Origin of the sequence: Fusobacterium sp. IOR10 (assembly GCF_010367435.1) — a bacterium.
Lineage (GTDB): Bacteria > Fusobacteriota > Fusobacteriia > Fusobacteriales > Fusobacteriaceae > Fusobacterium_B.
On the sequence record NZ_WJWY01000009.1, the window covers coordinates 60,081 to 83,545 of the forward strand.

Sequence of the window (23,465 nt, forward strand, 5' to 3'; positions counted from 1 at the left end):
TATATTTGTTATAACTATTAATATTAGACGAAAAAACCTCTAATTTGTTTAAAAATATTTTCTTCTAGCAAAATAAAATGTTACATATAAATTCAATATACAGTATAATATTTTTAAAACAAATAAGTATTATTTAAAAATTAATTATAAAATATATGGGAGAAGAGATGAAAAGTAAAAAAATAGCAGGGAATACAACAGGGTTTATAACAGTATTTTTTTGGGGAATAACATATATTTCCACAAAGGTTTTATTGGAAGTTTTTAACCCAATAGAGATACTATTCACAAGATTTTTAATGGGTTTAATTTTTTTAATTATTCTATATCCAAAACCTTTAAAGATAAAAGATAAAAAACAAGAAATTTATTTTGCCCTAGCAGGATTAACAGGGGTAACTTTATTTTATTTACTAGAGAATATAGCTCTAACCTTTACAATGGCTTCAAATGTTGGGGTTATAAGTGCCCTTGTTCCATTTTTTACTGGAATAGTTGGGTATATTTTTATGAAGAAAAAAGAAAAATTAAATAGAAATTTCTTCATAGGTTTTTTGCTAGCTTTAACAGGAATAAGTTTTATAAGTTTTAGTGGAGCTTCCGCTTTTAAAATAAATCCAATTGGAGATTTATTAGCTGTTACATCTGTTATGATTTGGGGAATATATGGAAATTTAACAAGGATACTAGGAAGTTATGGATATAATACAATACAAGTTACCAGAAGAACCTTTGCATATGGGATAGTATTTATGCTTCCAGCTTTACATTTCTTTGATTTTAATATTGGGATAAGTGAGATTTTAGAACCAAAATATCTATTTAATTTATTATTTTTAGGAATAGGAGCCTCAGCCATTTGTTTTGTTACTTGGAATTATACTGTTAAAGCTTTAGGTCCTGTGAGAGCTAGCTTGTTTATATATTTAATTCCAATTGTAACTGTAATAACATCTATGATAGTTTTAAATGAAAAATTAACAATAATGTCATCTATAGGAGTTTTATTTACCTTTCTTGGGTTATTAATATCAAACAAAAAAGAAACTCTTTAAAAATGTATAAATAAAGGGTATAATAAAATGATATTATTTTCAAAAAAAAAGGAGACTTATTATGATTGCAAATTTTAGGATTAAAATAACATTTAAATATATAATTGTAATCATGTTTTTGTTTCTATATAAATGGGGATATTCAAGGGAAATAAAGGTGGGATATTTAGATTTTAATGATTTTGTAGTGTATGAAAAAAATGGGAATAGAACTGGTTATGCAGGGGAAATATTTAATAATTTAGAAAAATTATCAAATACCCATTATAGATTAATTAGTGACACTTGGTCAAAACTTGAAAGAAAGTTAAAGAATAAAGAACTAGACATTATACTAGTTGGAAGAAAAGATGAAAAGAGAGTAAATGATTATAGTTATTCTAACTTTGATCTAGGAGTTTCCAAGGGTATAATATATGCATTACCAAATTCTGATTACTATTACAATGATTTTTCAAAATTAAACAACAAAAAAGTAGGATACTACTGTCCTTCTTTAATTAAAGATTTTAGAAGATATTCTTTACAAAATAAAATAAATTATGAAGAAAAGCAATATTTTAGTAAAGATCAAATGTTAGAGGGATTAAAAAATCATGAGGTTGATTTAATAGCTGTTGAGTATATGAGATATAACAACAGTTTAAAAAAGGTTGGAGAATTTTCAACTAAACCTTTATTTGCCATGTCTTTAAAGGGATCCAAAGCTATGGATATATTTAATGAAAATTATGAAAATCTATTTATGGAAAGATATGACATAAGAACCTATTTGTATAAAAAATATTATAAGTCCAAGGTAAACAATAAATTTTTATTAACAAGACCAGAAGCTGAATATTTAAAAAATTTAGGTAAAATTACAGTTGCAGTAAAGGATATAAAGCCTTTAAATTGGAAGGATGAAGTTACTGGGAAACCTGTAGGTGCATATATAAATGCACTAAAAGAAATAGGAAAAAGATTAAATTTAAAAGTTAATTTTGTACTAGTTAATAAGGATATGAGTAGGGATGAAATACTTGAAAAATATGATTATTTTTTAGATTCTGTGGAAAAAATATCAAATAAAGAAAAGAACTCCTTTGATCCAGATAGTATTTTTAGAATTAATTATATTTATATAAAGGATAGAAATAATAAGGTTGATTTTTTAAGAAATCTAAATATTGGAGTATTAAATAAAGATAGGGAAATAAGTGAAAAAATAAAGAGTAGAGATAAAAAATATAACTTTTATTTTTATGAAAATGCTAATAAAATGGCAGATGCAGTTGCCAATGGAAGTATAGATAAAGCTTTGATAAATGAAATAAGGGTTCCATATTTATTTAAGGATCTAAAGTATAGTAATTTAACTATGATTTATTTGGAAGAAATATATGGGAATTTAAAATTAATGAGTAAAGATGATAATTTTCTTTTACAAAGTTCAATAAACAAAGTTGTAAATTATTTAGGAAGGGATAAAATTTATAAAATAGCCCTATCAAATTTAGATATAAATGATAATAAATCAGTGTTCAGCAATTTCTTCACATTGTATGGATTAAAGGTAATTATTATGATTCTTAGTCTTATATCTACAATTTTAATTATGTACGCACTTCAAAAAAATAAAATTTACAAAAAATTATCAAAGGCAAAATCTGAAGCTGAATATGCAAATAAAGTAAAATCAAATTTTTTATCAAATATGTCCCATGACATGAAAACTCCTATGAATTCAATAATTGGAATGACAAACCTTGGGCTAGAGGAATGTAAAAAAAACAATTGCAAGTCTTATTTTGAACACATAAGGGAAAGTTCTTATTATTTACTAAGTTTATTAAATGATATATTGGATTTACAAGATATAGAAAATGATAATATGGATTTAGAATTAGAGAACATTAAATTAGAAAATATAATTGAAGAAGTGGAAAAAATTATAAATTTTAAAATCAATGAAAAAGCTATAGATTTTAAAATAAAAAGAGATAGAAACAATTATTATATAAATATAGATAAGAAAAGATTAGAACAAATTTTAATAAATATCTTAAATAATTCCATAAAGTATACTAATTTTAAAGGGGAAATTTTATGGGAAAATACTTTAAAATTGGAAAGTGAAACTAAAGGTTACTATACTTTTAAAATTAAAGATAACGGTATGGGGATTAGTGAAGAATTTCAAAAAAATATGATGTACAAATCCTTTACTAGGGAAAAAAATAGATTTTCAAATAACAATAAAGGTATGGGACTTGGATTATCAATAACTAAAAAATTAGTAGATAAAATGAATGGAACCATTAATTGTATTTCTAAGATAAATAAAGGAACAGAGTTTATAGTGACTATTCCTTGTACTATCTTAACAGAGGAACAATTCTTACAACTTGAAAAAAATAAAGGTATAGACCAAGAAATGTCTTTGAAAAATAAAAAGATACTAATATGTGATGATATTCAAATAAATAGAATAATATTAAGAAAAATTTCACATAGTTTAGGGTTAGTTGTAGAGGAAGCTAAAAATGGTAAAATAGCAGTTGAAATGATAAGAAAAAATAATTATGATGCAGTACTTATGGACATTAGAATGCCAGTTATGGATGGATTAGAAGCAGCTAAAAAAATAAGAGAATTTAATGAAAAAATTGTGATTATTGCAGTGTCAGCAAATGATTATGAGGAAGATATTAAAAAATCTTTAAAAGTTGGAATGAATGGACATTTAGGGAAACCTATTGAAAAATCAGAATTGGAAAGTATTTTAAAAAAAAATTTAAAGTAAAAAAAATATAATAAAATTTTCTTTTAATTTAGGCTTTTCTGTATTATAATATATTTTAGGAAATAGAAATGATAGGGGGAAACAAATGGAAAGTTTATTGACAGTGCTATTATTTATTTTAGCATTAGCATTGATAATTTTAGTTATTATTCAACCTGATCGTAGTAATGGTATGTCAGGTAGCATGGGGATGGGAGGATCTAACGCAGTTTTTGGAATATCCAAAGATGGAGGTCCTTTAGCAAAAGCTACAAAAATTGTAGCAGCTTTATTTATAATTGTAGCACTTTTAGTGTACCTATACTCATCAAGATAAAACAATTAAAGACGTGTTATATAGCACGTCTTTTTAATTGATATTTATTTTAAGGTGGTGATTAAAATGCAAAATTTATTCCAAGGTAATTATGAAAATGCAAAACCCCTTTCAATGAAACTAAGACCTAAAATCTTAAAAGAATTTATAGGTCAAAAACAATTAATTGGAGATAATAAAATTCTTACTAACATGATACAAACTGGAAATATTAGTAATATGATTTTGTTTGGTCCTCCAGGTTGTGGGAAAAGTTCATTGGGAGAAATAATTTCAAATGAAATAAAATGTAATATAGAAAATATAAATGGAACTATAGCTACCTTAAGTGATATTAGAGAGATAGTTGTAAAGGCCAAAAGAGAAATAGAATTATATAATAAAAAAACAGTTTTATTTTTAGATGAGATTCATAGATTTAATAAAATGCAACAGGATGCTCTACTTTCCTATACTGAAACAGGAGTTTTAATTTTGATAGGAGCTACCACAGAAAATCCATACCACAATATTAATAATGCTCTTCTTTCTAGATGCCTAGTTTTTGAATTTAAATCTCTAGAGAGGGAAGATTTAACTGAAATTTTAAAAAGAGGGGAGAATTATTTAAATAAAATCTTACCTAAAAAAATAAAAAATATTATTTTAGATATTTCAAATGGAGACAGTAGAATAGCTTTAAATTATTTAGAACTATATGCAAATAATTCCACTGGTGAAAATGATGAAAATATAGAGGAAATCTTTGCAAAAAGAAAGGCTTCCTTTCACAAGGAAGAGGATAAGTATAATATAATATCAGCTATGATAAAAAGTATAAGGGGAAGTGATCCTGACGCTGCAGTGTATTGGATGGGACGACTTTTATATGGGGGAGAAGATCCAAAATATATAGCTAGAAGACTTGTTATTTCAGCAAGTGAAGATATAGGTATGGCTAATCCAGAGGCTCTTTTAATTGCAAATGCAGCCTATGATTCAACAGAGAGAATAGGTATGCCAGAAGTTAGGATAATCCTTGCCCACGCAGTTATTTATTTGGCAATTTCAAGTAAAAGTAGTTCGTGCTATAATGGAATAAACTCTGCTTTGGAAAATATTAAATCTGGAGATTTACAAGAGGTTCCAAGTAACATAAAGGATAAACCTGTGGGCTATAAATATCCCCATGATTATGAAGGGAACTTTGTATATGCAAAATATATGAAGGAATATACAAAATATTATAAACCAGGAAATAATAAATATGAAAATCAAATTAAAGAAAAATTAGATAGATTATGGAAAAATAGATAAATTTAGGAGGGAAATATGAAATTAATAAAAGCAGTTAGAGGAACAAAGGACATATTAGGAGAAACAGGTACTAAATATGCTTATATTAATAGGATAGTTGAAGAATTATTTAATTCTTACGGGTATTCATTAATAAAAACTCCTATATTTGAAGAAACAGATCTTTTTAAAAGAGGTATAGGGGAAGCAACAGACGTTGTTGAAAAAGAAATGTATACATTCAAAGATAGAGGAGATAGAAGTCTTACTTTAAGACCTGAAGGAACAGCTTCAGTTGTAAGAGCATATTTAGAGAATAAAATTTATGCAAGGGAAGAATTATCTAAATTTTACTATATGGGTTCAATGTTCAGATATGAAAGACCTCAAGCTGGAAGACAAAGAGAATTTAATCAAGTTGGAGTTGAGGTTTTAGGAGAGTCTTCTCCACTTTTAGATGCTGAAGTTATCTCAATGGGTTATCATTTACTTGAAAAATTAGGGATAACAGATTTAGCAGTAACTATAAATTCAATAGGGGGAAATGATTCCCGTGTTAAATATAGAAAAGCTTTAATTGATTATTTAACCCCAATAAGAGAAGAATTATGTGAAGACTGTCAAAGAAGATTTGAAACAAATCCTTTGAGAGTTTTAGATTGTAAAAATGAAACTTGTAAAAAACATACAGAAACTGCACCTAGTATAATAGATTCTCTATCACCTGAGGAAAAAGACCATTATGAAACAGTGAAAAAATATTTAACTCTTTATAATGTTCCCTTTGTGGAAAACCCAAAACTTGTAAGGGGATTGGATTATTACTCTAGTACAGTGTTTGAAATAGTAACTAATAAATTAGGATCTCAAGGAACAGTTTTAGGTGGAGGAAGATATGACGGATTACTAAAACAACTTGGAGACAAAGATATACCTGCATTTGGATTTGCAGCAGGTGTTGAAAGAATGATGATGTTACTTGATGATATGAAACAAAAGGAAACAGATGCCTATATTATTTGGTTAGGGGAAGAATCTAGAGAATATGCTATGAAAACAGCAGATACCCTAAGAAAAGCAGGAATTAGATTGGCAATTGACTTTAATAAAAAAGGAATGAGAAGTCATATGAAAAAAGCTGAGAAATTAGCTGTAAATTATGCTATCATAATAGGCGGAGATGAAATTGAAAAGAACACTGTAATAGTTAAAAATTTCCTAGATAGAACACAAGAGGAATTAACAGTGGAACAAGCTATAGAAAGAATAAAAAAATAAAGATAAATACAAAGGAGAGGAGAATAGGATATGATATATAGAAGTCATAATCTAGGCCAACTTAGGCGTGAAGATATAGGGAAAAAAGTTACTTTATCAGGATGGGTTTCTACAAAAAGAGATTTAGGAGGATTAACTTTTATTGATTTAAGAGATAGAGAGGGAATTACTCAAGTAGTATTTGATATAGATGTTGCTTCTAAAGAAGTTGTGGAAACAGCTCAAAGAATAAAAACAGAATCAGTAATAAGAGTTCAAGGGGAAGTTAGAGAAAGATACAGTAAAAATATGAACATTCCCACAGGGGAAATTGAAGTTTTTGCAGTGGCAATTGATATATTAAACAACTGTGATACATTACCTTTCCAAATGAATGATGAAGGTTTAAGTGAAAGTATTAGACTTAAATATAGATATTTAGATTTAAGAAGACCTGAAATGATAAATAATTTAAAAATGAGACATAAAATGATTATGGCTATTAGAAATTATATGGATTCAAAGGGATTTATGGATGTGGATACTCCAATTTTAACTAAATCAACTCCAGAGGGAGCAAGGGATTTCTTAGTACCTTGTAGAATTAATCCAGGGGATTTTTATGCACTACCTCAATCTCCACAAATATTTAAACAACTATTGATGATAGCTGGAGTAGAAAAATATTTCCAAATAGCTAAATGTTTCAGAGATGAAGATCTAAGAGCAGATAGACAACCAGAATTTACTCAACTTGATATTGAAATGTCATTTGTTGAACTAAATGATGTTATTGAAGAAATAGAAGGACTTGCTAAAACTGTTTTTAATGCAGTAACAGGGGAAGTGTCAAATTATGATTTCCCTAAATTAGAATGGATTGATGCAATGGAAAGATTTGGATCAGATAAGCCTGACACAAGATTTGGTGTTGAATTAAAGGATATAAGTGAAATTTCAAGAAATTGTGGATTTAAAGCATTTAAATCAACAGTTGAAAATGGAGGACTTGTTAAAGCTATTGTAGCTCCAGGTGTTGCAGAAAAATTCTCTAGAAAAATATTAGGAGAATATGAAGACTATGCAAAAACTTATTTTGGAGCCAAGGGAGTAGCTTGGATAAAACTTACTGAAGATGGAATAAAATCTCCAATTGCAAAATTCTTTAGTGAAGAGGAAATAAATGCTATAATAGAGAAAACAGAAGCTAAAACTGGAGATGTAATTATGATAATTGCAGATAAGGCTAAGGTAGTATACGCAGCTTTAGGTGCATTGAGATTGAAATTAGGAAAAGAATTAAACTTATACAATAAAGATGAATTTAAATTCCTATGGGTTATTAATTTCCCTATGTTTGATTATGACGAAGCAGAGGGAAGATACAAGGCTGAACACCATCCCTTCACTTCAATAATGGAAGAAGATATGGAAAAATTCCTAGCAGGGGATATGAACATAAGAACTAATACCTATGACTTAGTTTTAAATGGTAGTGAAATTGGTGGAGGAAGTATAAGAATTCATAATCCAGAAGTTCAAGCTAAAGTATTTGAAAAATTAGGACTAACTCCAGAAAAAGCTAAAGAAAAATTTGGTTTCTTTATAGATGCCTTTAAATTTGGAGCACCACCTCATGGGGGACTTGCCTTTGGAATTGATAGATGGTTAATGGTAATGCTTAAGGAAGAATCAATAAGAGACGTTATTCCATTCCCTAAAACAAACAAAGGACAATGTTTGATGACAGAAGCCCCTAACAAAGTTGATGAAAGTCAGTTAGAGGAATTGTATGTATCATCTACATACAAGGAAGACAAAACAAGTTCTAAATAAGCATATTGAAATAAGATAAAATATATGATATAATCCTGTTAAGAAATAAAGATTCTGGTCTATGCGTTATCCCTAGAGGTTTTGGGCCTATGGTCGCTTAGGGGGTTGGCTCTGTTGCAGACAATTCAGATTAGTCACGACTGCTTAGGTTTTACGGACCCTGTATGTTTGCATTAACTGACTACCACTTATTATTTTGGCGACCAAAACCAAAGGGGAGACGGTAGACTGGAATTATTTCTTTATAAGGACTAAGGTCCTTTTTTTGTTGTTAAAATAAATTAAAATGGAGAAAAATATGTTAAGAATAGAAAAGTACATTGAAGAAGTATTTATGCAAATTATAAATAAAATTTATAGTGAGAAAGAGTTAAGACCTATTGAAATTTCAATAGCAACTAATGAAAAGTTTGGAGATTTTCAAACAAATTTTGCTATGATGAATTCAAAAATAATAGGAGGAAATCCTAGAAAAATAGCAGAAAACATAGTGGAAGCAATGGAAGAAAATGAAATAATAGAAAAATTAGAAGTTGCAGGGCCTGGTTTTATAAATATATATTTGAAGGATTCTTATCTAGGAAAATATATTTCAAAAATGACAACAGAAAATTTTGATTTTCAAGATTTAGATAAAGATGGGGAAGTATTAATCGAATACTCTTCACCTAATATAGCAAAAAGAATGCATATTGGACATTTAAGATCAACAATAATTGGAGATTCAATAAAAAGAATATTTAAATTTTTAGGTTATACTACAGTTTCAGATAACCATATAGGTGATTGGGGAACTCAATTTGGGAAATTAATAATTGGTTATAATAATTGGCTTGATAAAGCAGCCTATGAAAAAAATCCAATTGAGGAATTGGAAAGAGTTTATGTTAAATTTGCTCAAGAAAGTGAATCTCATCCTGAACTAGAAGATCAAGCTAGAGCAGAACTTAAAAAACTTCAAGATGGAGATGAAGAAAATTATAAATTATGGCAAGAATTTATTAGAGTATCTCTAGATGAATATAATAAAATATATAAGAGAATGGATATTTCCTTTGACACATATTATGGAGAATCATTTTATCATTCTATAATGCCAGAAGTTATAAAAGAATTAGAAGATAAAAAAATAGCAGTTGAAGATCAAGGTGCAAAGGTTGTATTCTTTGATGAAAAGGAAAACCTTTTCCCATGTATTGTTCAAAAAAAAGATGGAGCATTCCTATATTCAACTTCAGATATAGCAACAGTTAAATATAGAAAAGATAACTATAACTTAAATAGAATGATATATTTAACAGATGAAAGACAACAAGATCACTTTAGACAATTTTTCAAAATAACAGAAATGCTAGGATGGGAAGTTGAAAAAGTACATCTTTGGTTTGGAATTATGAGATTTGCAGATGGAATTTTCTCAACAAGAAAGGGAAATGTAATTAAATTAGAACAACTATTAGATGAAGCTAAGAAAAAGGCCTTTGAAATTATAGAAGAAAAAAATCCTAGTTTATCCATAGAGGAAAAGGAAAATATTGCAGAGGTTGTTGGTGTAGGATCAATTAAATATGCTGATCTTTCTCAAAATAAACAAAGTCCAATAATTTTTGAATGGAAGAAAATCTTAAGCTTTGATGGAAATACAGCTCCTTACTTACAATATTCATATGCAAGAATTCAATCTATTTTAAGAAAGGCAGAAGGTCTTGGAAAAGAAGTGGCTAAGGATCAAGGAATTAAAATAACTGATAAGTCTGAAAGAGGATTAGTAACTTTCTTAACTTTATTCCCAACAATGGTGCAAAAAGCAGGGGAAAATTATAAGCCAAACTTAGTTACAGATTATTTATTTGAGCTAGCTAAAAAATTCAATACTTTCTACAATGCTTGTCCTATATTAAACCAAGAGGACGACATTTTAAAATCAAGACTTTTAATAATTGATAGAGTTGCAAAAACTTTAAAAGAAGGATTAGATTTACTTGGAATAAAAACTGTAGATAGAATGTAATAATAGGAGTATGCTTATGTATAAAGTAGATTATCATATACACAGTGAATTTTCAGGGGATTCAGAGGAAAATCTAGAAGAAATAGTAAAAAAATCAATTGAGTTACAGTTAGATGAAATTGCTATAACTGATCATTTGGAATATGATTTATTATATATTGATTGGGATAAATGGACTTTAGATTTAGATGCTTATAAAAATAAAGTCTTAAGTTTACAAGAAAAATATAAAAAGAGCATAATTATAAAATATGGTATTGAAATAGGGGTCCAACCTGAAACAAGTAAATATTTAGAGAGTATAGTTGATAAGTATGATTTTGATTTTGTAATAGCTTCAAATCACGCTATAAATAAAATAGATCTAGCTTCAGGGCTTTTACAAAGGGGAAAAACTAGATATGAACTTTAAAATCTATATTTTGAGACAGTTTTAAAAAATGTAGAAACTTATAATAAATTTAATGTATTTGGTCATTTGGATTTTGTAACTAGATATGGAGGGTCTTCATTTAGTGGAATGGATTTAAATGAGCACTGGGATATTATTATAAAAATATTAAAAACTTTAGTGTCCAAGGGAAAGGGTATTGAGATAAATACTTCAGGATACAGGTATAAAGAAAATAGAGTTTATCCTGAATTTGAAATATTAAAAAAATATTTGGAATTAGGAGGAAAAATAATAACAATTGGATCAGATGCCCATATAAAAGAGCATATATTTATGGATATGGATAAAGCCTATGACATATTAGAGAAATTAGGTGTTAAATATATCACAACATTTGATAAAATGAAACCTGTATTTAAAAAAATAAAGTAAATAAAAAATTAGTGTTGAAATATCATCACTAATTTTTTTTCTTTTTTAAAAATATAATCTTTGAAATTTTTTTAATAATAGAATATAATGTATTATGATTTAACATATGTGAAAATATGATTAAAATTAATGGGAGGCTCCATGTTTTATAAATTGAAAAAACCTAAGGAAGTGGTGAAAGAATTCTTTAAAGATTATTTTGAAAAAAGAAATGCTAAAGCAGCAGCAAGCTGGTTTTCTGAAGATTTGAAATATATAGGAAGTAATCCAAATGAAATTTGTGAAAACAAAAGAAATTTAATTGAAATATTTAAAAATGATATTTGTTCTTTTCCATCTAGCATGAATTTTTATATTGAAGATTTATTAGAAACTAAATTAGCAGAAGGGGTAAGTCTGATAAATTCAAGTATCATGCTCTGTAGAGAAAATGAAATGATTTTAAAAAACAGTTTAGAACAAAGTAATATTTATTTTTGGGAATATGACATAATAAACAATATAGTTATACCAGGATATAAACTAATAGAAAAATTTAATTTCCCTGAAAAAATGGAAAATGGAATTGAAAGTATAATAGACTCTAATATAGTTCACAAGGATGGAATTGAAGACTTTAGATACCTACATGAGGAATTAAAAAGAGGGGAAAAAAGTGTAAATAAAGCTATAAAGTTTTTCTATGATAATAGTATTCAGTGGCGAGAAATAAAATATGAAATAACAGAAACTCAATATGGGAAAAATTCAAAAGCCTTGGGGATATCTAGAAATATAAATAAAGAAAAGTCTTTGGAAAATTTAATGGGAAGCTTACTGTATTCAGAATTTGATTTTATTGCTAAAATAAATTCCAAAAACAAAAATTATACCCTTTATACAGATAAAGAATATATAAATAATATTGAAATTAAAGATGGAAAAAATATTGAAGAATTATTTCAATATTTTTTAGAAAATTATGTTAAAGAAGATGATAAAGAAAGAGTTAGTGAACATTTCAGTTTTGATTATATAGTTGAAAGCCTGTTTAAAAATAAGGAAATAGTTTTTTATTATGAAGGTTATGATGATAAAAAAAATATAAAAATAAAAAAACTAAAAGCATTTTATCTACAAAAAAACAGCAATATTTTTTATGTTATAAGAACTGATGTTACAGAAATTTATGAAAAACAAAAGGATAATATTGAAGCCTTGGAACTAGCTTTAAAATCTGCAGAGGCTGCTAAGGTATCTAAAACTAATTTTTTATCAAAAATAAGTCACGAAATAAGAACCCCAATAAATGTAATAATTGGTATGTCTGAAATAGCTTTAAATGAAATAGATTATAAAGGAAAATGGGAAATAAAATCCTATTTAACTAAAATAAAATCCTCATCTGACTATTTACTATCCCTAATAAATGATGTATTAAAAATATCAAAAATTGAAAGTGGAAAACTAGTGTTGGATAAGAAACTAATTAATACTGATAAATTCTTTCAAGATATAAATTTAATGTGTGAAGTACAAGCTAAAAATAAAAACATAACCTATGAATTTATAAAAAAAGAAGGGGTAAAGGAATATTATATAGGAGATGAAATTAGATTTAAACAAGTATTAATAAATATAATTTCCAATGCTATAAAATTTACAGATGTTTTAGGAAAGGTAAAAATAAGTTGTGAAGAGATATCTGAAAAGAATGGGTTTTCAAGGCTATTAATTGTAGTTGAAGATACTGGACGTGGCATAAGCAAAAATTTTATAGAACATATATTCGAACCTTTTTCCCAAGAGGGATTAGGAACGTCTTCTAAATATGGGGGAAGTGGTCTAGGGCTAGCTATTTCCAAGAATATAGTTGATTTAATGGATGGAAATATAGAAATAGAAAGTAAAAAAAATATTGGAACAAAATTTAAAATAGAAGTTATGTTAGAGTCAAAAAATTTAAATAAAAAAATTAAAATCAATGAAGATATAAAAATGAGAAATAAAAATAAAAATATCTCTTTTAAAGGGGAAAAGATATTAGTAGCAGAAGATCACGAATTAAATATAGAAGTAATAAAAAAATTACTTGAATACAAGGGATTACAAGTTGAAATTGCAAGAAATGGGTTAGAAGCTGTACAAAGATTTCAACTTTTCTCAAAGGAATATTCTGCAATACTAATGGATATAAGAATGCCTGTAATGAATGGGATAGAAGCTGCAAAGAAAATAAGACAGTTAAATAGAGAAAACAGTAAAACAATACCTATTATAGCTGTAACTGCAGGGGTTTTCCAAAATGAAAAGGAAAATATATTAAAGGCTGGAATGAATGATATTTTAGAAAAACCAATAATTAAAGGGGATTTATATTCAATTATTTATAAGCATATATACGAAAAATAAAATTGAGGTGATTATATGAAATTTACAAAAATGCAAGGGGCAGGAAATGATTTTCTATTGTTTGATGGGTATAAGTATAAACTAGAGGATATAGTTCCTAAAATAAAAAAAATGTGTGATAGAAGATTTGGTGTTGGGGGAGATGGGATAATGGTAGCTCTTCCAAGTGAAAATTCAGATATAAAAATGTATTATTATAACAGTGATGGGTCCCAAGGGGAAATGTGTGGAAATGGTATTAGATGCTTTTCTAAATTTGTATATGAAAAGGGTATAATAGAAAAAAAAGATAAATTTACAGTTGAAACTTTAGCAGGAATTCAAAATATAAATTTAGAAACAGAAAATGGACATGTGAAAAAAGTAGAAGTTGAAATAGTAAATCCTAGATTTAAACCAAGTGAAGTTCCAGTTTTACTTGAGGGGGAAGAAGTATTTAATAGAGAAATGGATATAGATGGGAAAATTATAAAATTTTCTTCAATATATTTAGGAGTTCCTCATACTGTTATAGTTATGGATAGTGAAGATGAATTTGATATTAATGATATAGGTGCAAAAATAGAAAAACATCCTCTTTTTCCTAAAAAAACAAATGTAAACTTTATCTATGTTGAAAACAATAAAAGACTTAAAATTTACACATGGGAAAGGGGAGCAGGAAGAACTCTAGCTTGTGGAACAGGGTCTTGCTCTGCAGGATTAGTTGCAAATAAATTAGGATTAGTGGATAAAGAAGTTGAAGTTATTGCAGAGGGAGGAGATTTAAAAGTAACAGTATTAGAAAACAGTGTACTTCTTCAAGGGGGAGCTGAAATAACCTTTGAAGGTGAATTTTAAATGAAATTAATTCACAAAGATACCCTAGATGGATTGAATTTATTAGGAGGGCATTGGGAACCTAAAAATAGGGAAACTTGTGTTATTTTAATTCACGGAATGTATGACAATATAATAGAAAATTGTTTTGCTCAACAGGTTGGTAGAGACTTATCTGCTGCTGGTTATGGTTTTATATTTTGTCACACAAGGGGATATGGGGTTATTAATAGTATTGTTGTAAAGGATAGGACAACAGGAAAAAGAAGAAATAAAATTATAGGTTCAACCTATGAAAAATTTTCAGAAAGTGTTTACGATATTGAAGCTTGGGTTGAAAAAGCTAAAGAACTAGGTTATAAAAAAATAATACTTGCCAGTCACAGCATGGGAGGATGTAAAAATTTACATTATGTTGCTGTTAAAGGAAGCTCAGAAATAGATAAATTTTTATTTATTTCCATTCCTGATGCTTGTGGATATTTCAATAATTATGAAAAGGAAACATTAAAAGAGGCTGAAGACCTTGTAAATTCTGGAAGAGGGAAAGAATTACTTTCTAAAAAAATAGTTGGTGGAATATTTCCAGTAAGTGCAAGAACAATGAATGGCTTTAAAAAGGGAAGTTCAGTTGATAGATTTCCAATAATGGATAATCCAGATGATTTTGGAATTATTTCCAAAATAGATAAGCCAATTTGTATGATATTAGCAGAACATGACAGTGTTATAATCTCATCAGCAAGGGAAGATTTAAATTTAATAAAAACAAAATTAAAAAAATGTCCTAACTTTTGTGGACAAATTATAGAAGGGGCAACTCACAGATTTATAAATAAAGATAAACAACTAGCTACAAAAATATTAGCTTGGTTAAAAGTCTTTCAGTAGAAGGGAGAAAGAAATGAAAAATAAATATTTTTATGAGGTACAAGATAAATATTTAGAAATAAAACCTAGTATAGAAAAGAGATTAGAGGAATATAGAAATATATGGGAAAAAGGAAGCAATGAAGATATTCACGCAGAACTTTCTTTTTGTATTTTAACTCCCCAATCAAAGGCAAGAAATGCATGGAAAGCAATTACAACCATGAGGGAAGAGGGAGTTTTATTTAAGGCTCCAGCAGAGGAATTATCTGAATATTTAAATATAGTTAGATTTAAAAATAATAAAGCTAGATATTTAGTTGAGCTAAGGGAAAAAATGACTGATGAAAATGGGAAAATAATAACTAAAGATTTTTTTAGTTCTTTAGGTACAGTTGAAGAAAAGAGAGAATGGATAGTTAAGAATATAAAGGGAATGGCATATAAAGAGGCAGGACATTTTTTAAGAAATATAGGTTTTGGGGACAATATAGCAATATTAGATAGACATATACTTAAAAATTTAGTTAGACTTGAAATAATAGAGGAAGTGCCTAAAACTTTAACAAAAAAATTATATTTGGACATAGAAGAAAAAATGAGAATGTTTTGTAAAGAAACAGATATTCCAATGGATCATATAGATCTTTTCTTATGGTACTTAGAAGCTGGGGAGATATTTAAATAAGCTTTTATTTGAAAAAAACTAGCTACCGTGATATAATTTTTAAGATAAATTAAGCGTAAAATATGGAGGAAAAATGTCTAAAAATGCAACTGTAATAACTTATGGATGCCAAATGAATGTAAACGAAAGTGCAAAAATAAGAACAATAATGGAAGATTTAGGTTATAATATAACTGAAAAAATAGAAGAAAGCGATATGGTTTTTTTAAACACATGTACAGTGAGAGAAGGAGCTGCAACAAAAATATATGGTAAGCTTGGAGAATTAAAAAAAGCTAGAGATGCAAGGGGAACCAAAATAATAATAACTGGTTGCTTTGCTCAAGAACAAGGAAAAAAATTATTACAAAAATTCCCATGCATTGATATAATTATGGGGAATCAAAATATCTCAAAGATACCAGAAGCTCTAGAAAAAATAGAAAAGGTTCAAGAGGTTATAAAAGCTGGAAAATTAAGAGATAAGAAATTAAAACATGTTGTCTTAACAGGATATGACGATGAGTTACCTCCAAGAATAGATGCAGATTTTAATAATGATATAACAGCTTCTATGACTATAGGTTATGGGTGTAATAACTTTTGTACCTATTGTATAGTTCCCTATGTTAGAGGAAGAGAAAAATACATACCAATGGAAGAATTAATTAATCAAGCTAAGGAATATGTAAAAAAAGGATATAAAGAAATAATGTTACTTGCACAAAATGTAAATTCCTATGGGAAAGGTCTTTCTGAGGGAGAAACCTTTGCTAATCTTTTACAAGGTATAGCAGATATAGAGGGGGATTTCCTTATTAGATTTATATCTCCACATCCAAGGGACTTCACTGATGACGTAATAGATGTTATTGCAAGAAATCCTAAAATAGCAAGAAGTGTTCATGTGCCTTTACAATCTGGGTCAACTAAGATTTTAAATGATATGAACAGAGGATATACTAAGGAACAATACCTTGAGTTAGTGGATAAATTAAAATCTAGAATACCAGATGTTGCCTTGAGCACAGATATAATAGTAGGTTTCCCTGGAGAAACAGAGGAAAATTTCAAAGATACTTTAGATGTTGTAAAAAAAGCAAAATATGACACAGCCTTTATGTTCATGTATTCTATTAGAACTGGAACAAAAGCTGGGGAAATGGAAGAACAAATAGAAGAAGAAGTTAAAAAGGATAGATTACAAAGATTAATTTCCTTACAAACAGAAATGTCTAATGAAGTTAGTAAAGAATATTATGGGAAAATTGAAAGAGTTTTAGTTGAAGGGGCAAGTAGAAAGAATAAAGACATGCTTTCAAGTAGAACTTCTTCAAATAAAGTTGTTTTATTTAAAGGAGATCCTTCTTTAAAGGGGCAATTTGTAAATATTAAAATTAACCAATGTAAAACATGGACTCTTTATGGGGAAGTTGTGGATTAAGTATAATTTTAGAGAGGAGAAGATATTGGACCTAGAAAATTTTTTATTAAAAGAATTAATTGAAATATGTAAACAATTGGGTATATACGATTCTTCCAAAAAGAAAAAAAAGGAATTAATAGAGGTTTTGGAAAATTATATGGAAAACAATCCTGGTTATGTTATAGCTAGTGGGAAATTAGATGTAATGACTGATGGGTACGGATTTTTAAGAGAAACTTCAGTTGAAAAGGATACATATGTTTCAAGCTCACAAATAAAAAGATTTAAAATGAGAACAGGGGATATTGTAACTGGAGAAGTTAGAAAACCTGTTGGAGATGAAAAAAATTATGCTTTAAGAAGAGTTTTGTTTGTAGATGGAAATTTCACAAAGGATGCAGAATCTAGAGTTGCCTTTGAAGAATTAACACCTTCTTATCCAACTGAAAAATTAAAGTTAGAAACAGACAAGAAAAATACATCATGTAGAATAATAGATTTAATAGCTCCCATTGGAAAAGGTCAAAGAGGTCTTATTGTAGCTCCTCCAAAGGCAGGAAAAACTGTTTTAATAAGTAATATAGCAAATGCTTTAATAAAAAATCACAAGGATGTTGAAGTTATAATTTTACTTATAGACGAAAGACCAGAAGAGGTTACAGATATAAAAGAGAATGTTTTAGGAGCAAAGGTGTATTCTTCAACCTTTGATGAAGATCCTAAAAATCATATAAAAGTTACAGAGGAAATAATAGAACAAGCTAAAAGAAAAGTTGAAAATGGAAAAGACGTTGTTATTCTTATGGATTCTTTAACAAGATTAGCAAGGGCATATAATATAGTAATTCCTTCTAGTGGAAAATTAATTTCTGGAGGTATAGATCCAAGTGCTCTATATTATCCAAAAAACTTTTTTGGAGCAGCTAGAAATATAAGAAAAGGTGGAAGTTTAACTATTATTGCAACAGCTCTTATTGATACAGGAAGTAAAATGGATGATATAATTTACGAAGAATTCAAAGGAACTGGAAATATGGAAATTCATTTAGATAGAGGTCTATCTCAACTAAGAATTTATCCAGCTATTGATATTCAAAAATCTGGAACTAGAAAAGAAGAACTTTTAATAGATAGCAAAAAATTACCAATTATATGGAAATTTAGAAGATATTTATCTAGTTTAGATAAAACTTCAGCAGCTAAATATTTAATTAATCAAATAAATTCTAGTGAAGATAATGAAGAATTAATAAAAAGATATAAAAACATGGAGGAAAGGTCTTGAATGTATATTTAAATGAAAATAAAAGCAACAATAAAAAGCCAAGAAATAGAGACTTTAAGATCATTATTTTATTAACTATAATTATAAGTTTGGTTATAAGTTTTGTAACATTGAGACCTTTTAGTAAAGAAGTAGTTAACTTATCTAAATTTGCAGATTATTATACTAATGATGAAACAAATGAAGATGGATATATGCTTCTAACAAGTAATTATTATTCGAAGAAGATTGTTTATAATATTAAAGAAAAAACTGTAGAAATCCAAGATAAAGATAAAAAAGAAGCATTTCAAATGCCTGTAAAAAAAATATATAAAGTTGTTTCAGGAGATACTTTAAGTGGTATAGCTGTAAACCAAGGGGTAGCTCTATCTGTTTTAAGAAATAATAACCCTGATGTTACAAGCAATTTAAAAGTTGGACAAGAAATAGTTATTCCTTCAATAAATGGAATTTATTATAAAGTTAAAAAGGGAGATTCCCTTTATAAAATAGCTTATAAATTTAGAGTTGAATTGTCAGATATTAAACTATACAATGTTTTGGAAACTGAGGAATTATCAATAGGTCAAGAATTATTTTTAAAAGATCCAGATCCAGATGTTTTAAATAATATGAATTCTTTATTTAAAATGCCTGTGAAATATTCAGGAATAACAAGTCCATTTGGAAACAGATATCATCCTGTATTAAAAAGATATATTTTACATGCAGGGGTTGATTTAAGAGCTAGATATATACCTGTAAGTGCTGCAAGAAGTGGAGTAGTTATATTTGCTGGATATTCTAGAGGATATGGAAGGCTTATAAAAGTAAGACATGCAGATGGTTATGAAACAAGATATGCTCATTTAAATAAAATTTATGTTAAAAGAGGAGCTAGAGTTAGAATTGGTCAGGTTATTGCCCAAAGTGGTATGACTGGAAGAGTAACAGGACCACATTTACATTTTGAAATTAGAAAAAATGGAAGACCTCTAAATCCTATGAAATATTTAGAAAGATAATATTATTACACAATTTAGAGGGAAGAGATTCCCTCTAAATTTATATATTTATAAGAAATTGGTAACTATTATTAGGAGGAAACTGTGAATATTAAAGATTTTTTAGAGAAAAAAGATGTAAAAATAAGTGTGGAAAGGTATTTAATAAAAGCTATGAGTAACATGGCCATGGGTCTTTTTGCCTCACTTCTTATAGGAACAATTTTAAAAACAGTGGGATTAAAATTTGGTATAGATTATTTGGTAAAGGATGTTGCTCCAATGGCAATGAGTGCCCAAATGACAGGAGCTGCAATAGGTGTTGCAGTGGCTTATGGACTAAATGCCCCACCTTTAGTATTGTTTGCATCAACTATTACAGGTGCAAGTGGAAACCTTCTAGGTGGCCCTGCATGTGCCTTTATTGCTACAATTGTTGGAGTGGAGATTGGAAAATTAATATCAAGGGAAACAAAGTTGGATATTATACTAACTCCTGCCTTTACAATAGTGGCTGGAATGTTAGTTGGAAGTGCCATAGGACCAGTTATTTCAAAAATAATGTGGACCTTTGGAGAAATAATAATGAGAGCTACAGAGTTACAACCATTTTACATGGGAATTTTTGTTTCAGTTTTAGTTGGAATAGCTTTAACTTTACCAATTAGTAGTGTTGCTATTTGTATGATGCTAGGATTAGGTGGCATAGCAGCAGGGGCAGCTACAGTTGGATGCGCTTCTCAAATGATTGGCTTTGCAGTTATTAGTTTTAGAGAAAATGGATGGGGAGGATTCTTTGCCCAAGGCTTAGGAACTTCCATGCTTCAAATGAGTAATATTATAAAAAATTGGAAAATATGGATACCATCAATTTTAACCTCTGCAATTTTAGGTCCAGTTGCCACTATGGTTTTTAAAATGAAAAATAGTCCAATAGGGGCAGGAATGGGAACAAGTGGTTTAGTAGGACAGATTACAACAATATCAGTGATGGATTCAGGTCCTTCAATGTACATAGTGGTTTTATTTTTACACTTTATATTACCAGGGGTAATTTCTTTAATAATTTCAGAATTTATGAGAAAGAAAAATTGGATAAAATATGGGGATTTAAAATTGAATCTTTAATTTAAGGAGATAGTTATGAAAAAAACAAAGGAAATAAAAATAGGAAATATTTTAGTAGGGGGAAACAATCCAGTTATTATACAATCTATGACCAATACAAAAACAAGTGATGTTGAAAAAACAGTGGCTCAAATTTTAGAACTTGAAAAAGAAGGTTGTGAACTAGTAAGGGTAACAGTTAATAATGAGAAAGCAGGAAGAGCTATAAAAGAAATAAAGGATAAAATAAATATTCCCCTAGTAGCAGACATTCACTTTGACTATAAATTAGCTATTATGGCAATAGAAAATGGAATAGATAAGCTAAGAATTAATCCAGGAAACATAGGTAGTGATGAAAAAATTAAACTAGTTGTTCATAAGGCTAAGGAATATAATATTCCAATAAGAATAGGTGTAAATAGTGGATCTGTTGAAAAGAAGATTCTAGAAAAATATGGGGAAGTAACTGCAGATGGAATGGTTGAAAGTGCCATGTATCATGTGGGGCTTTTGGAAAAATTTGGATTTACCAATATAATTATTTCAATAAAAGCTAGTAATGTAAAAATGATGATAGATGCCTATAGAAAAATTAGTAATTTAGTTGATTACCCATTACATTTGGGAGTTACTGAAGCAGGAACTGCTTTTCAAGGAACTGTTAAATCAGCTATAGGAATTGGAAGTTTATTAGCAGATGGTATAGGGGATACTATTAGAGTTTCTCTAACAGAAAATCCAGTGGAAGAAATTAAAGTGGCAAAGGAAATATTAAAAGTTTTAGGATATAGAAAGGGAGTTGAAATAGTTTCTTGTCCAACTTGCGGGAGAACAGAAATAGATTTAATTTCTTTAGCTAAAGAAGTGGAAAATGAATTTAAATATTTAAATGAAGATATTAAAATAGCAGTTATGGGTTGTATTGTAAACGGACCTGGAGAAGCCAAGGAAGCTGACTTTGGAGTGGCTGGTGGAAAGGGAGAAGGTGTTATTTTTAAAAAAGGAGTGATTTTAAAAAAGGTAAAAGAAAAAGATATAATGATGGAACTAAAAAAATTAATAGAAAAAAAATAATAAAAAATTAACTTTTTTGGAATATTCAATGTCAAATAAGTATAAAAATAAAAAAAAATAGGGGAGAAAAAAAATGGATTTTGATCAAATATATGAAGAGTATTTCGATCGTGTTTATTATAAAATCCTTAGTTCAGTGAAAAATCCAGAAGATGCAGAAGATTTAGCTCAAGAAGTCTTTATAAGTGTATATAAAAATTTACATAAATTCCGAGCAGATAGCAAAATATATACTTGGATATATAGAATAGCAATAAATAAAACTTATGATTTCTTTAGGAAGAAGAAAATAAATTTGGAGTTGAATGAGGAGATACTAAACATTGAAGAAGCAGTGGATCTAAATGGATCTATAATTGTTAAGGAAAATTTGAAAAAATTAGAACAAAGTGAACAAGAAGTAGTGGTACTTAAAGACATTTATGGATATAAACTTAGAGAAATTGCTGAATTAAAGGGTAGGAATATATCAACAATAAAATCAATATACTACAAAGCATTAAAAAATTTAGAGGAGGGTTAGGATGTCGCCAAAGGAAAGAGTTAGAGTTAATATATACAAACAATTATTAAAAGAAGAAAAACAAAAAAATAGAAGAAAATCTTATTTGTCAATTTCAGTTTTTGTAATAGGTATCTTTGCAGGTTCTGTATATAATTTAGTTCCAAATAATAATATGCCAGGATTAGAAATAAAAACAAGTTCTAATAATAGCGTTAATAATAATATACAACAAAATAAGGCAATTGATGAATATTTTAATGGGAAATCTATATCAATGGAAAAAGAAGAGATTAAAGCTGACGAATACTTCTTAATGAATATGCAGGCGTAATGGAGGCAGAATAATATGAAGAAAGTTTATTTAATAGTGTGTAGTTTAATGATAGGTGCATTATCTTATGGTAGTGAAATTCCAAATAAAACAGTTAAAAATTTAGGTGTTATAACTGTTGAGGATTTTTCTAAAGTTGGTGTTTCAAAGGATAAGGTAATAAAGGCCAATGAAATTATAAAAAAATCTAAGAATAGATATGAATATTTGTTGTTAGATAAAAAGAGTAAAGAATTGGAAATTAATAAATGTATATTAGAAGGAATAGAAGATAATTGGGATAAAGTTTATGCATTAGTTGATGAAATAGGTGTAATAGAGGCTAAGATTCTAAAGGATAGAATAAAGGCACAATATGAAGCTCAGCAATGTATAAGTCAAGAACAATATTTAAAAGCAAGAAATATAGCCCTTGAAAGAGTTAGAAAAGCAAAATTAACAGAAAATAATAAAACACAAAGTAAATAATAAAAAAAGAAAGTTAAAATGTTTTAACTTTCTTTTTTTTATTTTAATGGTTCTTTGTCAACTGGTGTTGGTGGAGAAAAATAAAAAAATAAATAATGTTTTTGTTCCTTCAGCTTTATGCTGAAGGAATTTTTATTTTTGTTAAATTGCTATAAATTAAAATTCTATTTCT

General features: G+C 28.0%; 21 protein-coding genes. All 21 read left to right on the top strand.

The features are described 5' to 3' along the window. The first annotated feature begins 167 nt into the window (after positions 1–167). Positions 168–1,055, top strand: coding sequence for a DMT family transporter (locus GIL12_RS03945; RefSeq protein WP_163469061.1), 888 nt, complete (start codon positions 168–170; stop codon positions 1,053–1,055). 61 nt (positions 1,056–1,116) lie between these two features. After that, positions 1,117–3,840, top strand: coding sequence for a response regulator (locus tag GIL12_RS03950; RefSeq protein WP_163469062.1), 2,724 nt, complete (start codon positions 1,117–1,119; stop codon positions 3,838–3,840). A gap of 85 nt (positions 3,841–3,925) precedes the next feature. Continuing rightward, positions 3,926–4,156, top strand: a complete 231-nt coding sequence (gene secG, locus GIL12_RS03955; protein ID WP_163469063.1) for a preprotein translocase subunit SecG — start codon at positions 3,926–3,928, stop codon at positions 4,154–4,156. Between the two features lie 66 nt (positions 4,157–4,222). Further along, the gene (locus GIL12_RS03960; RefSeq protein ID WP_163469064.1) at positions 4,223–5,452 is read left to right on the top strand and encodes a replication-associated recombination protein A; all 1,230 of its coding nucleotides are present in this window, start codon (positions 4,223–4,225) and stop codon (positions 5,450–5,452) included. 15 nt (positions 5,453–5,467) lie between these two features. Beyond that, positions 5,468–6,709, top strand: a complete 1,242-nt coding sequence (hisS, locus tag GIL12_RS03965) for a histidine--tRNA ligase (protein WP_163469065.1) — start codon at positions 5,468–5,470, stop codon at positions 6,707–6,709. A 30-nt stretch (positions 6,710–6,739) separates the two neighbouring features. Continuing rightward, entirely contained in the window at positions 6,740–8,524 is a 1,785-nt protein-coding gene (aspS, locus tag GIL12_RS03970; RefSeq protein ID WP_163469066.1) for an aspartate--tRNA ligase, read from the top strand. Between the two features lie 298 nt (positions 8,525–8,822). Further along, positions 8,823–10,535, top strand: a complete 1,713-nt coding sequence (argS, locus tag GIL12_RS03975) for an arginine--tRNA ligase (RefSeq protein WP_163469067.1) — start codon at positions 8,823–8,825, stop codon at positions 10,533–10,535. A 16-nt stretch (positions 10,536–10,551) separates the two neighbouring features. Beyond that, on the top strand, positions 10,552–10,947 hold the full coding sequence (locus tag GIL12_RS10120) for a histidinol-phosphatase HisJ family protein (protein WP_239056052.1): 396 nt from the start codon (positions 10,552–10,554) through the stop codon (positions 10,945–10,947). Positions 10,948–11,013: 66 nt separating this feature from the next. Continuing rightward, entirely contained in the window at positions 11,014–11,361 is a 348-nt protein-coding gene (locus tag GIL12_RS10125) for a hypothetical protein (RefSeq protein ID WP_239056053.1), read from the top strand. A gap of 141 nt (positions 11,362–11,502) precedes the next feature. Continuing rightward, positions 11,503–13,752: an ATP-binding protein gene (locus tag GIL12_RS03985; protein WP_163469068.1), complete on the top strand. Its 2,250-nt coding sequence runs from the start codon at positions 11,503–11,505 to the stop codon at positions 13,750–13,752. 15 nt (positions 13,753–13,767) lie between these two features. Further along, positions 13,768–14,592 carry a diaminopimelate epimerase gene (dapF, locus tag GIL12_RS03990; RefSeq protein ID WP_163469069.1) on the top strand — a complete coding sequence of 275 codons (825 nt, stop codon included), beginning with the start codon at positions 13,768–13,770 and terminating at the stop codon, positions 14,590–14,592. Continuing rightward, positions 14,593–15,462, top strand: coding sequence for an alpha/beta hydrolase (locus tag GIL12_RS03995; protein WP_163469070.1), 870 nt, complete (start codon positions 14,593–14,595; stop codon positions 15,460–15,462). A gap of 13 nt (positions 15,463–15,475) precedes the next feature. After that, on the top strand, positions 15,476–16,129 hold the full coding sequence (locus tag GIL12_RS04000) for an N-glycosylase/DNA lyase (RefSeq protein ID WP_163469071.1): 654 nt from the start codon (positions 15,476–15,478) through the stop codon (positions 16,127–16,129). A gap of 73 nt (positions 16,130–16,202) precedes the next feature. After that, positions 16,203–17,552 (top strand): tRNA (N6-isopentenyl adenosine(37)-C2)-methylthiotransferase MiaB, encoded by a 1,350-nt coding sequence (gene miaB / locus GIL12_RS04005; protein ID WP_163469072.1) that lies wholly within the window; start codon positions 16,203–16,205, stop codon positions 17,550–17,552. Beyond that, positions 17,533–18,819 carry a transcription termination factor Rho gene (rho, locus tag GIL12_RS04010; protein WP_370456697.1) on the top strand — a complete coding sequence of 429 codons (1,287 nt, stop codon included), beginning with the start codon at positions 17,533–17,535 and terminating at the stop codon, positions 18,817–18,819. Before miaB ends, rho begins: the two co-directional genes overlap by 20 nt. Further along, the gene (locus GIL12_RS04015) at positions 18,816–19,826 is read left to right on the top strand and encodes a peptidoglycan DD-metalloendopeptidase family protein (protein ID WP_239056054.1); all 1,011 of its coding nucleotides are present in this window, start codon (positions 18,816–18,818) and stop codon (positions 19,824–19,826) included. Before rho ends, GIL12_RS04015 begins: the two co-directional genes overlap by 4 nt. A gap of 90 nt (positions 19,827–19,916) precedes the next feature. Continuing rightward, complete coding sequence (locus GIL12_RS04020) at positions 19,917–20,933, top strand: PTS transporter subunit IIC (RefSeq protein WP_239056057.1); 1,017 nt, start codon at positions 19,917–19,919, stop codon at positions 20,931–20,933. A gap of 15 nt (positions 20,934–20,948) precedes the next feature. Continuing rightward, a complete protein-coding gene (gene ispG, locus GIL12_RS04025; RefSeq protein ID WP_163469074.1) occupies positions 20,949–21,989 on the top strand; it encodes a flavodoxin-dependent (E)-4-hydroxy-3-methylbut-2-enyl-diphosphate synthase in 1,041 nt (346 codons plus the stop codon). A 73-nt stretch (positions 21,990–22,062) separates the two neighbouring features. After that, complete coding sequence (locus tag GIL12_RS04030; protein WP_163469075.1) at positions 22,063–22,512, top strand: RNA polymerase sigma factor; 450 nt, start codon at positions 22,063–22,065, stop codon at positions 22,510–22,512. A gap of 1 nt (position 22,513) precedes the next feature. After that, a complete protein-coding gene (locus GIL12_RS04035) occupies positions 22,514–22,825 on the top strand; it encodes a hypothetical protein (RefSeq protein WP_163469076.1) in 312 nt (103 codons plus the stop codon). 15 nt (positions 22,826–22,840) lie between these two features. Beyond that, positions 22,841–23,293, top strand: a complete 453-nt coding sequence (locus GIL12_RS04040) for a hypothetical protein (RefSeq protein WP_163469077.1) — start codon at positions 22,841–22,843, stop codon at positions 23,291–23,293. The last annotated feature ends 172 nt before the right edge of the window (positions 23,294–23,465 follow it).